14 protein-coding genes are annotated in these 15263 nt (G+C 69.1%); 4 read left to right on the top strand and 10 right to left on the bottom strand.

The window, feature by feature from the left end:
- Positions 1-32: 32 nt before the first annotated feature.
- Positions 33-1475, top strand: a complete 1443-nt coding sequence (locus ACS04_RS34265; RefSeq protein WP_048480779.1) for a GH1 family beta-glucosidase — start codon at positions 33-35, stop codon at positions 1473-1475.
- Between the two features lie 100 nt (positions 1476-1575).
- On the opposite strand, the gene ACS04_RS34260 is transcribed toward ACS04_RS34265, so the two are convergent.
- The 3 genes from ACS04_RS34260 to ACS04_RS34250 form a co-directional block, all read right to left on the bottom strand.
- Entirely contained in the window at positions 1576-2448 is an 873-nt protein-coding gene (locus ACS04_RS34260; protein WP_048480778.1) for a hypothetical protein, read from the bottom strand.
- Positions 2449-2458: 10 nt separating this feature from the next.
- Positions 2459-3022 (bottom strand): papain-like cysteine protease family protein, encoded by a 564-nt coding sequence (locus tag ACS04_RS34255; RefSeq protein WP_048480777.1) that lies wholly within the window; start codon positions 3020-3022, stop codon positions 2459-2461.
- Positions 3023-3229: 207 nt separating this feature from the next.
- A complete protein-coding gene (locus tag ACS04_RS34250) occupies positions 3230-4105 on the bottom strand; it encodes a LysR family transcriptional regulator (RefSeq protein WP_048480776.1) in 876 nt (291 codons plus the stop codon).
- 123 nt (positions 4106-4228) lie between these two features.
- Between ACS04_RS34250 and ACS04_RS34245 the strand changes: the two genes are divergently transcribed.
- Positions 4229-5227 (top strand): NADP-dependent oxidoreductase, encoded by a 999-nt coding sequence (locus tag ACS04_RS34245; RefSeq protein ID WP_048480775.1) that lies wholly within the window; start codon positions 4229-4231, stop codon positions 5225-5227.
- A gap of 103 nt (positions 5228-5330) precedes the next feature.
- On the opposite strand, the gene ACS04_RS34240 is transcribed toward ACS04_RS34245, so the two are convergent.
- The 3 genes from ACS04_RS34240 to ACS04_RS38525 form a co-directional block, all read right to left on the bottom strand.
- Positions 5331-5858, bottom strand: a complete 528-nt coding sequence (locus tag ACS04_RS34240; protein WP_048480910.1) for an NUDIX hydrolase family protein — start codon at positions 5856-5858, stop codon at positions 5331-5333.
- Positions 5859-6141: 283 nt separating this feature from the next.
- Entirely contained in the window at positions 6142-6867 is a 726-nt protein-coding gene (locus ACS04_RS34235; protein WP_048480774.1) for a peptidylprolyl isomerase, read from the bottom strand.
- Between the two features lie 580 nt (positions 6868-7447).
- Positions 7448-7678, bottom strand: coding sequence for a hypothetical protein (locus tag ACS04_RS38525; RefSeq protein ID WP_158977810.1), 231 nt, complete (start codon positions 7676-7678; stop codon positions 7448-7450).
- 485 nt (positions 7679-8163) lie between these two features.
- Between ACS04_RS38525 and ACS04_RS34225 the strand changes: the two genes are divergently transcribed.
- Complete coding sequence (locus ACS04_RS34225; protein ID WP_048480773.1) at positions 8164-9354, top strand: PP2C family protein-serine/threonine phosphatase; 1191 nt, start codon at positions 8164-8166, stop codon at positions 9352-9354.
- A gap of 69 nt (positions 9355-9423) precedes the next feature.
- Here the strand turns inward: ACS04_RS34225 and ACS04_RS34220 are convergent, their stop codons facing one another.
- From ACS04_RS34220 to ACS04_RS34210, 3 genes are all read right to left on the bottom strand, one after another.
- The gene (locus ACS04_RS34220; RefSeq protein ID WP_048480909.1) at positions 9424-9927 is read right to left on the bottom strand and encodes a MarR family winged helix-turn-helix transcriptional regulator; all 504 of its coding nucleotides are present in this window, start codon (positions 9925-9927) and stop codon (positions 9424-9426) included.
- A gap of 49 nt (positions 9928-9976) precedes the next feature.
- The gene (locus tag ACS04_RS34215) at positions 9977-10390 is read right to left on the bottom strand and encodes an STAS domain-containing protein (protein ID WP_048480772.1); all 414 of its coding nucleotides are present in this window, start codon (positions 10388-10390) and stop codon (positions 9977-9979) included.
- A gap of 241 nt (positions 10391-10631) precedes the next feature.
- The gene (locus ACS04_RS34210; protein ID WP_107438784.1) at positions 10632-12284 is read right to left on the bottom strand and encodes a PP2C family protein-serine/threonine phosphatase; all 1653 of its coding nucleotides are present in this window, start codon (positions 12282-12284) and stop codon (positions 10632-10634) included.
- A gap of 324 nt (positions 12285-12608) precedes the next feature.
- Here ACS04_RS34210 and ACS04_RS34205 point away from each other — a divergent pair, with 324 nt between their 5' ends.
- The gene (locus ACS04_RS34205; protein WP_158977807.1) at positions 12609-13505 is read left to right on the top strand and encodes a hypothetical protein; all 897 of its coding nucleotides are present in this window, start codon (positions 12609-12611) and stop codon (positions 13503-13505) included.
- A 186-nt stretch (positions 13506-13691) separates the two neighbouring features.
- Here the strand turns inward: ACS04_RS34205 and ACS04_RS34200 are convergent, their stop codons facing one another.
- Positions 13692-14912: a phospholipase D-like domain-containing protein gene (locus ACS04_RS34200; RefSeq protein ID WP_048480771.1), complete on the bottom strand. Its 1221-nt coding sequence runs from the start codon at positions 14910-14912 to the stop codon at positions 13692-13694.
- Positions 14913-15263 lie beyond the last annotated feature (351 nt).

The following is a 15263-nucleotide window of genomic DNA, read 5'->3' as shown; positions in this document are numbered from 1 at the left end:
CTCGTCCGAACCTGCGTTGGGAGCGCTCTCCTATGACCGCGTCCGAGAACCGGCCGCTCACGGCCACCCGCACCTTCCCGCCCGACTTCCTGTGGGGCACGGCCACGGCCGCGTACCAGATCGAGGGCGCCGCCCGAGAGGGCGGCCGGACCCCGTCCATCTGGGACACCTTCTCCCACACCCCCGGCAAGGTCTTCGAAGGCCATACCGGTGACGTGGCCGTGGACCACTACCACCGGTTCCCCGAGGACGTCCGTCTCATGTCGGAACTCGGCCTCGGCGCCTACCGGTTCTCCGTCTCCTGGTCCCGCGTTCAACCGACCGGCCGGGGCCCCGCCGTCCAGCAGGGCCTGGACTTCTACCGCCGGCTCGTCGACGAACTGCTCGCCGCCGGCATCACGCCCGCCCTCACCCTCTACCACTGGGACCTCCCCCAGGACCTGGAGGACGCGGGCGGCTGGCCCGAGCGCGCGACCGCGGGGCGGTTCGCCGAGTACGCGGCTCTGGTGGCCGACGCCCTCGGAGACCGGGTGAAGCACTGGATCACCCTCAACGAGCCCTGGTGCAGCGCGTTCCTCGGCTACGCCTCCGGCGTCCACGCCCCCGGCCGTACGAACCCGGTCGCCGCCCTGCAAGCCGCCCACCACCTGAACGTCGGTCACGGCCTCGCCGTCCAGGCCCTGCGGGCGGCGCTGCCCGGGGACGCTCAGGTCACGGTCTCCCTCAACCTCCACGAGGTGCGCCCGCTGACCTCCTCGGTCGAGGACCGGGAGGCGGCCCGGCGCATCGACGCCGTCGGGAACCGGATCTGGCTCGGCCCGATGCTGGAGGGCGCCTACCCCGAGGACCTGTTCGCGGACACCGCACACCTGACCGACTGGTCCTTCGTCCGGGACGGCGACACCGCCACGGTGCACCAGCCCCTGGACCTGCTGGCCGTCAACTACTACACCCCGACGGTCGTCGCGCACGCGGCGGAGGGCGACGCGGTGCCGCAGGAGGACGGGCACGGCCACAGCGAGCACTCGCCGTGGGCGGGCTCGGAGGGCGTGGCCTTCCACCGGGCGCCGGGGGAACGTACGGCGATGAACTGGGCGGTCGACGCCGACGCCCTGTACGACCTGCTGACCCGGACCGCCGCCCGGTACCCCGGGCTTCCGCTCGTGGTCAGCGAGAACGGCGCGGCGTACGAGGACGAGATCGGCCCCGACGGCACGGTCCACGACCCGGAGCGTGCCGCCTACGTCCACGCCCACCTCGACGCGGTGCACCGGGCGATCACGGACGGGGCGGACGTGCGCGGCTACTTCCTCTGGTCGCTGCTCGACAACTTCGAGTGGTCCTACGGCTACGCCAAGCGGTTCGGCGCCGTCCACGTCGACTACGACACCCTGAAGCGCACCCCCAAATCGAGCGCGCACTGGTACTCGCGCGTTGCCCGGACAGGAGAGCTGCGCCCTCCCGGCTGTGACTGAGCACGATATGTGGCCCGAATTCTTCGAGCCCGTCCGCCCCCCGGCAGGGTCGCTCCGTCCCGGCCTGCTGCCGGGACGGAGCGGGGCGTACGAGTCGGGTTCAGCCGGTGCTTGCGCGCCGGCGTCGGCGGAGGACGGCGGCTCCACACGCGAGGGCGAGAGCCGCACTGGAACCGCCGGCAAGAAGCAAGGCGGAGGACGAGGCATCATCCGCCTTGCTCAGGGTGCTGTATCCGCTGGAGTAGCCGTTGGTGTCGTACTCCGAGCCGGGCAGCTTGTCCGCGTAGCGGGCCTTGACCAGTTTCTGGTAGTCGCTGAGCGACACCGAGCCCTGGCCGCCGAGTCCTTGCCTGGCCTGGTCGTTGAGTGGCTCGACGGTGGTGAGCTTGAGCTGGTACCAACCGCGGATCTGCGGCTCGGTGAAGACCAGCGTGCCCAGGGCGGCCTTCCCCGCATACACGGCGTCGCTGTCGCCGTCGCGGATGGCTGCCAGGTGCCAGCCGCCGCCTTGAGTGGGGGCGAGCATGACGGTCGCGGTGCGGCCGTTGACCGGTGCGCTGAGCGAGGAGACCAGCTGCGTCAGCTTGACCGCCTCGGTGGGCAGTGGCTTGGCGGTGCCCGCGACGAAGCCGGGGGCGATCTCGTTCCGTGCCAGCGGGTCCTTGATCGTGAAGGCCGGGAGGTCTCGGCAGGGCTCGGCGGTGTCGGGGATCGTCTGCACCGGCTCGCCGGCGCTGCCGGAAGGCACCGGAGTGCGCAGGAACCGGCAGACGGCGTCGCGGACGGAGGTGGACTTCACCGCGTCGAGGGCGGACTGGTAGTCGGGGATGTCGGCGGGGAGGGGGTCCCTGGCCGGGGCCGCATGGGCCGGGCCCACGACGGACAGCAGAGCGGACGCACTCAGTGCGATGACGATGGACAGGCGGGAGGAGCGAGAGCCCGTCCGCTTGCCGAACATTTCGGTGTCGCGCATGTCGCCTGCCTTAGCGGGAGATGCCGATGCGGGAGTGGGTCCACTTGGACGAGCTGTTGCTCACGTAGTCGTTGTAGTTCCACCAGGTGTACGTGGTGGTGTCCGGCCAGGGGTCGGCCACTGCGATCGTGCTGTTCGACGTGTCGAAGCCGTAGACGACGTTCATGTGGCCGCCGCCGGAGGCCCACCCGATGCGGGCGCCGATCGGCCGGGCCGCCTTCACGTCCGTGTACACCTGGTTGAACGTGGCCGCGGTGCTGAGACCGGATCCGGTGTGGGTCATGCCGAGGCTGCTCCAGCCCCTGGCCATGTCGTCGAGCGTGGCGGGCTGGTTGTTGCAGCCGTAGTAGGGCTGGGCCCTGTTGCAGAAATCCGTCTGCGTGGAACCGAAGCCCTGGAACTTGGCGATCGTCAGCCCGGAGGCGACCCAGCACCACTGGGTCTTCTCCTGCTTCAGCATGGTGATGGTGTCCTGACCCGCCTCCGCGTGAGCCGTGCCTCCCGCGGTCGCGAGCGACCCCAACGCGGCCAGTACGACGGCCGACGCGGCGGCTCGATACCTGAATTTGCCCATGTTCCTGCCTTCCCCTCATGGGTGGAACGAGATGAGCGGGGCAACCTGGCACGAATATGACGGCGCAGCATGTCGAAGGCATAGGGTATCGCCGCTGATTTACCTCGGACTGATTAATCGCCATGTAATCGGATATGTCAAAGTGATTCCTTTTGGGGCGAGTGTCATCTCCTGGTGCAGGTCCCGGGCGGGCACCGCCCGTCCCGGTCAGGCTGCCGGGGCCGTCAGCGCGGCCTTGGCTGCCAGCCTCAGATTCCTGATCATCGGATTGGTGTCGCCCTTACGGCTGACCAGGACGACCTGGCTGGGGGGAGCGCCCTCGATCGGGATGGTGACGAGGTTGGGACGCAGCGAGCTGCGCCGATCGCCGGCCGGCAGGACCGCGATCGCCCTGCCATCCGCGACGAGTTCGAGTTTGTCCTCATAGCTTTCGATCGGCGGCACCCCGGCCCCGAGGATCCGGTAGGAAGTCCAGTCCTCGGTTTCGAACGCGCACGGTGCTGGTTCTTCGCCGGCCAGTTCTTCCGCGGTCACCGACGCGCGGTCGGCCAGGCGATGGCCACGCGGGACCACGAGCATCCGGGGTTCGCGGTAGAGCGGGGTGGTGAGCACGTCATCGGCGGCGAGCGGCAGCGGGGCCCGGGCGATCAGAGCGTCGACGCGCTTGTCGGAGAGCGCCCCGATGTCGCGGCAGCTCAGGTACCGGGTGGTGATCTCGGCGTCCGGGCAACGGCGGCGCAGTTCCCGTACGGCGGCGGTGATCACCAGGTCTTCGACGTAGCCGATGGTGATTCGTTCGGTCTCGGCTTGTTCCCGCACGGTCAGCTCGGCTTGGCGGGCGTCCTGCAGGAGGGCTTGGGCCCGGGGCAGGAACCTTTGGCCGGCCGCCGTGAGCCGGGCGCCTTGAGGTACGCGGTCCAGCAGTCGTGCGCCGAGGTACTTCTCCAGCCGTTGGATCTGGCGGCTCAGTGCCGGCTGGGCCACGTGCAGCTCGGCGGCGGCCCGGCCGAAGTGCTGGTGCGCCGCCACCACGGTGAAGTAGCGCACCAACCGCAGTTCCAGGTCCTGTCCGAGATCGTTCACCGTTCCAGCGTACGCGTCATGCTGTTTCGGAATGACGACGTTGCCGAACCGGTGTTGGACGGCCGCGCCGTCGAGAGCCTTGGATGAAGGAGTAAACGTCTCCCCGAGAAAGCGACAGGCGCGATGAAGGCGATCCGGTTCCACGAAGCGGGCGGCCCGGAAGTTTTGCGGTACGAAGAAGTGCCGGTTCCCGCGATCGGCCCGGGCGAGGTGCTCGTACGGGTGCACGCGGCGGGCATCAACCCGCCGGACTGGTACCTGCGCGAGGGGATGAAGATCATGCCGCCCGAGATGAGGCCGGTGCTGGAGTTCCCCCTGATCCCCGGAACGGACATGTCCGGTGTGGTCGAGGCGGTCGCCCCCGACGTGCAGGGGTTCGCCGTCGGCGACGAGGTCTTCGGCATGCTGCGCTTCCCCGGATTCGACGGCCGGACGTACGCCGAGTACGTGGCCGCGCCGGCTTCGGACCTGGCTCACAAGCCGGCCCGCATCGACCACGTACAGGCGGCTGGGGCGCCGATGGCCGTGCTGACGGCCTGGCAGTACCTGGTCGACCTCGGCCACGACGTGCCGTCGCCTTTCACCGGCCGGGTGCACCGGCCGGTGCCGATCACGCCGGGGATGACCGTGCTGGTCAACGGAGCCGCCGGCGGAGTGGGCCATTTCGCGGTGCAGCTGGCGAAATGGAAGGGGGCGCGCGTGATCGCGGTGGCCTCGGGCCGGCACGAGCAGTTCCTGCGCAAGCTCGGCGCCGATGAGTTCATCGACTACACCAGGACGCGGGCCGCGGACGTGGTCAGCGGTGTCGACCTGGTGATCGACGCCGTCGGCGGCCCGGACGGCTCACGCTTCCTGACCGTGCTCAAGCGCGGCGGCACCATGCTGCCGGTGTTCTTCGCCCAGTACGACCCGGATGAGACGGCGCGTCTGGGCATCGCGGTGTCTAACATCCAGGTACGTTCCAGCGGCCCGCAACTCGCCGAGATCGGGCGCCTCTTCGACGAGGGCAAGCTCCAGGTCGCAGTGGACGCCACCTACCCGCTGCCCGATGCGGCCGGCGCACACGTGCGGGCTGCGCAGGGCCACATCCAGGGCAAGATCGTACTGACGGTGGCCTCGTGAAGAGCCGCACCGTCGGCGCGCGGCGTGCAGGCGCTCGAAGCCATGGATCGCGCCTGCACGGGGTGCCTCCGCCGGGGCTCGGCGCAGGCCTGCGGCCGTATCGTCAGTAGACGTGTCCGACGTGCGCGAGGGCCTGTTTCAGCAACACCGCGTGCCCGCCCGGCATCTCGCTCTGCACGGCCGGTGAGACCGCCTCCTGCGGGCTGAACCAGACCAGGTCCAGAGCGTCCTGTCGGGGGCGGCAGTCACCCGCCACGGGCACGACGTACGCGAGTGACACCGCGTGCTGGCGGGGGTCGTGGTAGGCGGTGACACCGGCGGTGGGGAAGTACTCGGCGACCGTGAACGGCTGCAGGGAGGTGGGGACACGGGGCAAGGCCACCGGGCCCAGGTCCTTTTCCAGGTGGCGCAGCAGCGCGTCGCGGACCCGCTCGTGGTGCATGACGCGGCCGGACACCAGGGTGCGGCTGATCGTTCCTTCAGCGTCGATCCGCAGGAGGAGTCCGACGCTGGTGACTTCGCCGGAGTCGTCCACGCGTACGGGAACGGCCTCGACGTACAGGATGGGCATGCGGGCCCGGGCGGCGTCGAGCTCGTCCTGGGTCAGCCAGCCGGGCGTGGTTTGGATCATGTCAGACATCGCCAGATCATACGCTCCGGGGCAGCGCGGAGCCCAGATCTCCGGGCCTGCGTTCTTCCAGTCCGCCGCGGCGCTGATGCGGCGGACCGCCGTATGGCCGGTGTCCGTTCGGAGGAGTTGAGCGGCCCGGTGGCTGCGCGCTTGGGCCACCAGGCCGCGTATCACGTCGAGGACTGCGGTGATCTCCTCCGCCACCACGAACAGGACGAAAGAGCGGATGGCCGGCCACCGGAGCCGGGCACGCTCATCCTGGGCGTGGCCACGTCACGGTGCGTCAATGCTCGCAGGACGGCCGGACGCGGAACAGTTCGGTCCGCAGCACGGGGGTGCCGTCGACCGGTGCCGGGTTCTCCGCGGTCGGCGTGATGCCCCCGGCGGCGACCTTGTCGAGTGTCGTCAGGCCGTCGGCGTCGACCGTGCCGAACACCGTGTAGTTCGGTCGCAGTGCCGAGTCTCCGTAGACGACGAAGAACTGTGAGCCGTTCGTGTTCGGGCCGGCGTTGGCCATCGCCAGCAGGCCGCGTCCGTAGAGGCGGCGCGCGCCGGTGGGATCGGTGGGTGCGGGCGGCAGGTCCACCGGGAGCTCGTCCTTGTACTTGTAGCCCGGGCCGCCTTCACCGGTACCGGTCGGGTCGCCGCACTGGAGGACCTTCAGCGTCGGATACGCCGTCAGACGGTGGCACACCGTGCGGTCGTAGAACCCGTGCCGCGCCAGGTGCAGGAAACTCTGGACCGTGCACGGTGCCTTGGCCCGGTCCAAGTGCAGCGGGAGCGGGCCCTGGCTGGTCGGAACGGCCATGTCCACCGTGCCATGACTGGGGGTGCGCCGCGGGTCGGGCGGCAGCGGAACGGGACGCGCCGGCGGCTCGTCCGGGGTCTGCGTGTACTGGCAAGGGCCGTGGGTGGTGCGCGGCGGAGCGCCGTCGGATGCGCTCGCGGCACTCCCCCCGGAGACGACTAACGCCACGGCCGCGAATGCGCTGATCAGTGCCCGTTCCATCTCGCACGCCCTCCCGATGATCGCCAAGTCCTGAAGCGGTCGCAGTCTAGGGTGTGGGTTTGGTCGGCGGGAATAGCGCCAGCGGCGGGTGGCCGGCGCGGGGCGGTCCCGTAGACCCCACGGCCGACTCGCGCACGGCCGCTCTCCTCGTTCCGATGGCGTACGGATGTATGGCCACGGCCGAATCCCTGCGGTCCGGAGGGATCCGGCGTGCTGTCCCGTCCCGTTCAGCGCATGGTGGCGTTTCGGAGTGCGAGAGAACTGGCGCGACGACGTAGCCCCTGCTCAGCGCTTCGCTCCCTGGGTACGGCCGCCGACGCCGCAGGCGGACTACAGCCAGTCTCCTTGCTGCCCGACCGGCTCGACGGAGCGTTGAGGCGGTGGGAGACCGCCCTCGAAGAAACGCAGGCGGGTCGTTGGGTCCGTGACCTCGTGGAACGGCAGGTGATCGAGGACACTGCGCGCCGCCACCACCCGTAGCCTCTTCATGGCGGGCGAACGGCCCCGTTCACCGAAGACCTCTGGCACGAACGCGTCGGGAGGATCCCGAACTGGGCGGGGGCTGAGGCTCGCGGCCCGGTCAGTCGGCTGGGTGCTCCAACCGGTAGCCGGGCGTTTCCCTCCGTACCCTGCGGGCGAGGCCGAGTTGCTGTCTGGCATCTACGCGGTCGTCGAGCAGGGAGAAATCTGGATGCGGCAGCTCCAGAGGGGCGAACTGCCACCAGAAGGCGAGATCGCTCAGGTTGAGGCCTTCCTCACCGGCCCGGGGTCCATCGAGGACCTTGCGCTCTTCTTCTACGACTGAGTCCACCAGGACGTTCGGGTCACCCTCCCGTCACTGGACGGCTTCCGTGAGGCGTTCGACGACATCTCGGACTTGGTCGGCAGTGACCGCGGCCAGGTGGCGTCGATCCGCCCCCGGTTCAGCCGGGAGTACAAGGCCCGGCGATCACTGCCGGTATCGGCACGCGCGCGCGGTCCGCGAGCGTGCGGACCGGTCCCTCGCCGTACAGCAGCGCATCACACAGCTCGAACTGCGGACCGCTCCGGGAGACGACACGTCCGCCGACGGCCTACGGCTGGCGCTGGGGCTGCGTCGGCGGATCGTCCAGGCAGATCGCTGGTGCCCGTAGCGCACGATATGATGGGAGGCCGTTCCCGGGCAGTTTTCCCAGCACGAAAACAATCGCTTTTGCAGGATTTTTCACTCCCTCACGGGGCTCTGCAGTGACATGGCTTGACATAAGCACGTTTGACCGCCTTGCGCGCCGAACCACTCCTGACCGTTTTCGCAGAATGGCGCCCACAGTGACGCATATCCAGACCATCGAGCGCGCTCTACGCGCAGGCGCTCCGCATGAGCTTCTCGGCACGCTCCGTGCCGGCTTTGTGCAGCATTTCGGTGCCACCGGAGTCGACCTGCTTGTGGCGGACTACAGTTCCACCGTCCTGCAGCCGGTGACCGATCTTCCGCATAAGGACCGGCCTTTGGCAGTACAGGCCACCCCCGAGGGGCGCGCCTTCATCAGCCAGGAGCCTTACGGAAAACACCTTTCCGAGGACGGGGCGATCGAGCTGCATCTGCCGGTGACCGTGCGCGGCGACAGGCTCGGGATCCTGACCGTGCGCCTTCCCGAGGACCGGTGCACTCCTGAGGCGGTCGAGGAAATGACGGGACTCGCCGAGGTCCTGGGTCACGAAATCGTGGTGGCCGAGCGTGACACCGATCTCTATCTGCAGGCCCGCCGCAGCCAGCGACTCACGCTGGCTGCGGAAATGCAGTGGCAGCTGCTGCCCGCCCGTTCCTGCGCGCGCCAGGAATACGCCATCGGGGGACAACTGGAACCCGCTTACGATATTCACGGCGACAATTTCGACTGGTCCACCACGGCCGATACCCTCACCCTCACCGTCACCAACGGAATGGGCGAGGGAATTCACGCATCTCTGCTGACGAATCTTGCCGTCAATGCGCTCCGGAACGCCCGCAGGGCCGGAATCGGAATCGCCGACCAGGCTGCTCTCGCCGATCAGGCCATCTATGCCCAGTACCAGGGCGCGCAATACGTATCGACCCTGCTGCTGTTCTTCGAAATCGCCACAGGTCGCGTGCAGGTGGTGGACGCCGGCTCGCCCCAGCTGTGGCGTCAGCGCGACAGGAGCGTGGAGCGCGTCGCCTTCGAGGCACAGCATCCGCTCGGCATGTTCGACGAGACCCTCTACGAGGCACAGGAATTCCAAGCTCTGCCAGGAGACCGCCTGGTCTTCGTCAGCGACGGGGTCTACGGCGCGCTCTCCGGAGCGGGGGAAGCGTACGAGGACCGGGCGCTCGCACGAGCCATCCAAGCCGTCAGTTTCCTGCCCGCCGCCGCAGTCCCCGGGGCGATGCTGGAGGAGCTGAGGGCGTACCGCGAAGCGGATCCCGACGATGACGCCCTGGTCGTCTGCCTCGACTGGTTCGGCCGCAGCACCGCGCCCTCGCAGTGACCACGGCCGACGCGGACACCGCCCGCTCGGCTGCCAGATTCTCTCGGTATTCACGAGCCTCGGAGCGGCTCATCCCACGGAGTGACCACAGGGTCTCTGGTCCTCCTCGTCGGTGGCGTCGAGCTGGGCGGTGAGACCCGCGAGACCTTTGGCCAATGCCCGGCGTTCGGAGGGGGGCATGTTGTTGATGGCCCGGTGCAGCATGCTGTCGCGCTGCTCCCGGATGCGTTGCAGATGGCGTTTCCCCGCGGGCGTCAGCCGCAGGGCAACCTCGCGACCGCTGTCGGGCGACGCCATGCGTTCGAGAAAGCCTATGGCTTGCAGGCGATCGCACATGCGGGTGACGGTCGGCGGTGCGGAGGCGAGCTGCTGGCACACCGTCCGCATGCGAATGCCGTCCTGCCGGTCGACGACGTACATCAGGCGCAGTTGGGACGCCGAGCCCGGCACGGTGGCCTCGGCAGTGGAATTCCTGGCGTACTCCCACATCACGTCCAGGAGTTCGGTGATGGAGCTGGCCGACTGAGTCGCCTCGTGAACTATCCCGCCGGATGCGGCGTCTGGTGCGTTCATCACTGCCCGTCAGTGTGTGCTTCTGTCCGGTGAACGGCCGGGCAGTGGCTCAGGTGCCGGCGTCCGGCCGGTGGGGACGGAACACCGTGGCCTCTTCCTCGTGCGTCGAGTCCTCGGCGGCGCCGGTGGGGGAAGGTGCCGTGAGGTGGTCGAAGGTACCAGTCAGGCGCAGGAGCTGGTCCAGGTTCGCGGGCCGGTCCTCCAAATGCAAACGTACCTCGGCTGCGGCGGTACGGCGGCTGATCATCAGCAGAGCAGACAGGCCCATGGAGTCGATCGTGCCGAGTCCTCCGCAGTGCAGGTGCAGGTGACCCAGTCCGGGCCGGGTCGAGAGCTGCGCCGTGGCCTCGTTCACGAGGAGGTCCGCCGTGTCGTGGTCGAGATCGCCGTCGAGCTCTATGCGGACCCGGTCCCCGGTGTCGACCCTCGTCAGCCGCAGATGGTCGGGGGGCGGTGTGGTCATATGGTTTTCCCTGCCTCGGAGGGGTGACGGGTGGCGACCGTTCGCGTCGCTACGGTGGAGGATGCGGTATCCCTGACCGCCCGGTGGGGCAGGTCGTCTTCGATCGGCTGATGGCCCAGGGGGTGTCCGCAACGTAGCGGCGGCGGCCCGACAGTGCGGTCCCGGACGTTGCGGACGCCCCCTGGGCGTGGGCGGGACATCTGTCGGCCGCCGCGTGGAAGGGCGGGCGGGGTGCTGACGCTCATCCTGTGAATCTGCCCCGGGTGTGCCCGTTCACCGCGCTCAGGTGGTGGGTGCGGGGCGCTGCGATCACGACGACGGCCATGTCGTCGTGACGCCGATCGCCGAGCCACTGGGCAGCCAGCATCTGCACGTGGTCGACGATGCCTTCGGCGGTCATGCCCGCACAGGCGGAAAGGGCGCGCTTGAGGCGCTCGTCGCCGAACAGGACGTCGCCCATGGGCCCGCCCCTGGCTTCGGTGATTCCGTCGGTGTAGAGGACGCAGCACTCCCCCGGCGCGAGGGTGACGGCGGCGGTACGGGCGGAGATCTCGGGGATGGCTCCGACCAGGGTGCCGCGGGTGTCGGCCTCTTCGACCGTGCCGTCCCCCCGGATGATCAGCGGCGGCGGGTGGCCTGCGCTGGTCAGTTTGAGGTCCACCTCGTTGCCCCGGAGTTCGGCCGAGGCCAGGACCAGCGTCGCGAACCGGGCGTGATGGGAGTTGAGGAGAGCGGTGTTCAGCAGCGAGAGCATCCGCTGGTGGTCGTCCGCCAACGGCAACAGGGCATGCAACGTACTGCGGACCTTGCCCGTGAGGACAGCGGCCTCCAGGCCCTTGCCGCACACGTCCCCGAGAGTGACCAAGGCGGCATCGCCCTCGGTGGCGGGGTGCACGTCGTAGAAATCTCCGCCGATGCGCTCGTGATCGGCCGACGGCCGGTAGCGGCCGGCGAAGTCCACACCGGCGACCTGGCGGAGGGTCGGGGGCAGCAGCTCCCTCATCAGCACCTCGGTGATGGCGCTCTGCTCCGCGTAGAGGCGGGCGGCCGACAGCGCCGCCCCGGCTCGCGCGGCGAACAGGCGGGCGAAGACCTCTTCCTCGTCGCTGAAGGAGTCGGTCTTGGCCCTGCGCAGCAGGACCAGCGCCCCGGCGGGGACCCCGTGCCCGGGCAAGGGGGTGATCACTATCGAGCCGACCGGCCCGAAGCCCTCGGGCACCAGCCACTGCGGCGCCGTCGACGGATCGATCCACCGGGCGGGCACCGGCGGAAACCCGCGCAGCGCCTCACCCAGGCCCGGTACGTCGTCCGGGTCCACCGAATGGTGCGAAAGCTCGGGCACGCCGCCGCGCAGGCAGGTCACCACCGAAAGCCTGCGCCCATGGGCCGGGGCGATCGCGAGCGCCGCGTCCGCGAGGCACTCCACGGCCATCTGCGCGGTCACGTCCATGCAGCGCCCCACATTGAGGGTGGAGAGCAGGGCGCTGGAGGCCTCGGCGAGGAAAGCGGTCCGCTTCCGCTCCATGTGCAGGGCGTCCCGAACGAGCTGGTGGTCGGTGTCGTCGACCAGCCACCAGGCCACCGCGCCGTCGTCCCGCACGCTGGGGTGCGCCTCGAAACGGCGCCCACCGATCACCCCGGACGGGCCTGGATCCGCCTCCGGCGCGCCGTGCGGGCCGAAGCGGAGCACAGTACGGTGCGCTGCGGCGAGCCAAGCGGGGGCCACGTCCACGAGAGTCGTCCCGGGCGCGGCGTGTGGCAGGAGCACGGCAGCCGCTTCGTTGCGCTGCACGAGGGCGCCGTCGATGTCGACGACCAGGACGGGGTAGGGAGCCGTGCCCCAGGGGAATTCAGCATCCGGCTTCGCGATGGTGCGTGCTCGGGTGTGATCCAAATAAGGAGGATCCGCTACGCGAACCCCTCACCTCTTCAACTCGACGGAACGTTGCTTGAAGGCAACAATCTCTCACGGCGGAGGCGTCTGGCAAACGGACGCCTCCCCGCCACTCGCTCAGCCGAGGGAAGGGACCCCGCCCTCGACGACTGCCATCAGGCGTTCGGGCGGGCCGAGACCGAGCGGCGCACTCAACCGGTGCGGCGATACGCGGGCCGCGCGATGAGGGGCCGGCGCAACCATTCAGTGCCGGCGTCCGAGCCGTTCACGGCATGGCGGGCTGGGGGCTGACGATTTTTTGTGCACCGGCTTAGCCTGCGCTTCATGAACCTGGATGCCGAACTGGGCGCTCTTGCTGCCCAAGAGGACCTTCCCGCGGGCCTTGTGTGGCGCTTGCTTCGGCATCCGCAGGCACGCCGCTCGGCGGCGCTCCTACGCAGGGACCTGACGCCGAAGTTGATGGAGGAGATCATCAGGCTCGGCTCCGCACGCAGTCTCGCCGCCAACTCCTCCGTGCCTGCGCGGGTTAGGGCCCGCTTGGCGGAGCATCCGCAGCCGTCGGTCCGGGCCGCGGTTGCGGCGAGCGTCACGGACGAACCGCCCGGGCTTCTGGCGCGCCTTGCGGATGATCAGGACCCCCTCGTTCGCGGGTTCCTCGCGATGAACGAGCATCTGCCCCCTGAGCTCCTGGCCGCGCTGGCCGCGGATTCCGAGCCGAGTGTGCGGTCGTCCGTCATCGAGAACTGGAAGGATGCACCGGAGCCGGTACGACGGGCTCTGCTGACAGATCCTGATCCGCATATCCGCCGGTCTGCCGCCTCGGCATACTCACCGCCGACAGACCTGGTGCCCGTTCTCCTCGCCGATCCGGAGACCCGGGCGAGCACCGTCCAGTACGTCGACCCGTCCCCACAACTGGCCGCTGACCCGGATCCCGGCGTGCGCGCAGCCGTGGCTGCCCATCCGAATCTGCCCGGTGAGCTGAGAAACGTGCTCATCGCAGACGCGGACGTCGGCGTCCGTAACACCATCGCGGCCCGCCCGGACATCCCCTCGGCGCTGCGTGAAAGTCTCGTGGCCACCCTGGCGACTGACGACCCCGTGGCTGAATGGATTATGTCCTTCCAAAGAAGCACCCACACAAGCCCGCCACCCGCACCGGCTCCACCCATGCTCACGCGAGGGCAAGCGGAAGACCTGCTCGCCCGCGCCGGCCTGTAGACCTACGGGCTCCGGATCAGGCAGCCTGGACGGGATCGATCACTGCTGGTCCGGCCTCGGTCCGGACTCTCGTACTACATCTGATACGGCGCGTCATGATGGTGATCGCCGGCCGGGCGATGATGGCATGGGAGTGCCGGACCAGGACAGGTGGTCAAGAGCGGCAGTGCGAGCTGCGCGCGGTCCTCACAGGAAGCGGCGGATCGGGAGGACGGCCGCTTCCCGGGACCTCTGCAGGAGGTCCCGACGCTTCCAGCGCCCGGGCTCGATCAGCACGCTCTTCTCTCGATCCTCATCGAAGTGACCATCGAGAGTGGCCGTGAAGTCGCGGTCGAGAACGGCGAGCATCACTTCCTCGTCGTGATCGAGCGAGCGCCGATTGAAGTTGGTGGAGCCCACCAGCGAGGCGACCCTGTCGATCGTGAGCGTCTTCGCGTGCATCATCGTCGGCTGGTACTGGTAGATCTTCACACCGCAAGCGGTCAGGTCCTCGTAGTAGCGCTGCCCCGCCAGCTGGCAGACCCGCTTGTCGGTGTGTGGTCCGGGCAGCAGGATTTCCACCTCCACCCCGCGGCGGGCGGTGTCGCAGAGCAGCCCGGTGAAGTAGGCGTCGGGGGCGAAGTAGGCGGTGGTGAGACGGACACGCTCCTCGGCTGACTCCAGGACGACACGGATCAGGGTCTGCATGTCCTGCCAGCCGAAGGAGGCGGAGCCGCGGACGACCTGGACGACCGATGTGCCGTGCTGCTCGCTGCTGACGAAACGGTCGCGGTCGTCGAAGAGTTCCGCGTGGCACTCGGCCCAGTTCTGGGCGAAGGCGGCGGCCAGGCCGTCGACGGCGGGCCCGGTGACCTGGACGTGGGTGTCGCGCCACTCGTTCTCGTTGCGGGCGTTGCCGCACCACTCCTGCGCTATGCCGACGCCGCCGGTGAACGCGGTTCGCTCGTCGACGACGAGGACCTTGCGGTGGCAGCGGTGGTTCTGCTTGAAGGGTGAGAGGTAGAGCGGTTTGCGGAACCAGGCCACGTCCACGCCGGCCTCGTCCATCAGGTCCAGCTCGTCCTTCTCGATGAGCCGGCTGCCGAAGCCGTCCAGCATGAGGCGCACCCGCACTCCGGCGCGGGCGCGCTCGGCGAGCGCCGCGGCGAACTTGTGCGCGATGTCACCGCGCCAGTAGACGAACGTCATCATGTCCACGGTGTGCCGCGCCTGCCGGATCGCAGCGAGCATCGCGTCGAAGATCTCGTCGCCGTTGCGCAGCGGAACCAGGGTGTTCCCCTCGGTCGCCGCGATGCCGATGAGCCGCTCCAGTCTGCGTCTGAGCCGCAGTGCACGCTCCTCGCAGAGGTCCGTGTCCGGCCCGTTCTGACCGTCCAGGGCCGCCGTACCTTCGATTGTCTGAGTCATGCTCCACCTGTATGTGTTTCGAGTGCGGCGGGGTGCGCCCCCACTGCCGTTGACGGTACGGCGATCGAGCGGCCGCAACGGCTCGCCGCCCGACAGTGCGCTCATGCGCTGATGCCGCCTACCCCCTGGACGCCGGGAGATTCGCCGCGATCCCGCAGGCTGGACACCGCGGTCGGCGGCCCGCCGACGAGGGAGCGGTGAGCACAGGACCGTACGGACCGGGCCCACGCTATTATCCGGCCATTGGCCAGAAATCGATCACGTACCGCTCCACCCCGTAGGCCGTTCCCTCATCCCGCTCGAAGTCGATCTCCAGAACCGGCCAACCGCCCCGCATCGCGCGGTGAGCTC

It is taken from the genome of Streptomyces roseus, assembly GCF_001044425.1.
Lineage (GTDB): Bacteria > Actinomycetota > Actinomycetes > Streptomycetales > Streptomycetaceae > Streptomyces > Streptomyces roseus.
This window is presented reverse-complemented; position numbering and strand designations above follow the sequence as displayed.

Excerpts from the sequence above, each read along its gene's own strand:
- ACS04_RS34265 (WP_048480779.1), top strand. The coding sequence starts at position 33 with ATGACCGCGTCCGAGAACCGGCCGCTCACGGCCACCCGCACCTTCCCG.
- ACS04_RS34260 (WP_048480778.1), bottom strand. The coding sequence starts at position 2,448 with ATGCGCGACACCGAAATGTTCGGCAAGCGGACGGGCTCTCGCTCCTCC.
- ACS04_RS34255 (WP_048480777.1), bottom strand. The coding sequence starts at position 3,022 with ATGGGCAAATTCAGGTATCGAGCCGCCGCGTCGGCCGTCGTACTGGCC.
- ACS04_RS34245 (WP_048480775.1), top strand. The coding sequence starts at position 4,229 with ATGAAGGCGATCCGGTTCCACGAAGCGGGCGGCCCGGAAGTTTTGCGG.
- ACS04_RS34240 (WP_048480910.1), bottom strand. The coding sequence starts at position 5,858 with ATGATCCAAACCACGCCCGGCTGGCTGACCCAGGACGAGCTCGACGCC.
- ACS04_RS34235 (WP_048480774.1), bottom strand. The coding sequence starts at position 6,867 with ATGGAACGGGCACTGATCAGCGCATTCGCGGCCGTGGCGTTAGTCGTC.
- ACS04_RS34225 (WP_048480773.1), top strand. The coding sequence starts at position 8,164 with ATGGCGCCCACAGTGACGCATATCCAGACCATCGAGCGCGCTCTACGC.
- ACS04_RS34220 (WP_048480909.1), bottom strand. The coding sequence starts at position 9,927 with ATGAACGCACCAGACGCCGCATCCGGCGGGATAGTTCACGAGGCGACT.
- ACS04_RS34215 (WP_048480772.1), bottom strand. The coding sequence starts at position 10,390 with ATGACCACACCGCCCCCCGACCATCTGCGGCTGACGAGGGTCGACACC.
- ACS04_RS34205 (WP_158977807.1), top strand. The coding sequence starts at position 12,609 with ATGAACCTGGATGCCGAACTGGGCGCTCTTGCTGCCCAAGAGGACCTT.
- ACS04_RS34200 (WP_048480771.1), bottom strand. The coding sequence starts at position 14,912 with ATGACTCAGACAATCGAAGGTACGGCGGCCCTGGACGGTCAGAACGGG.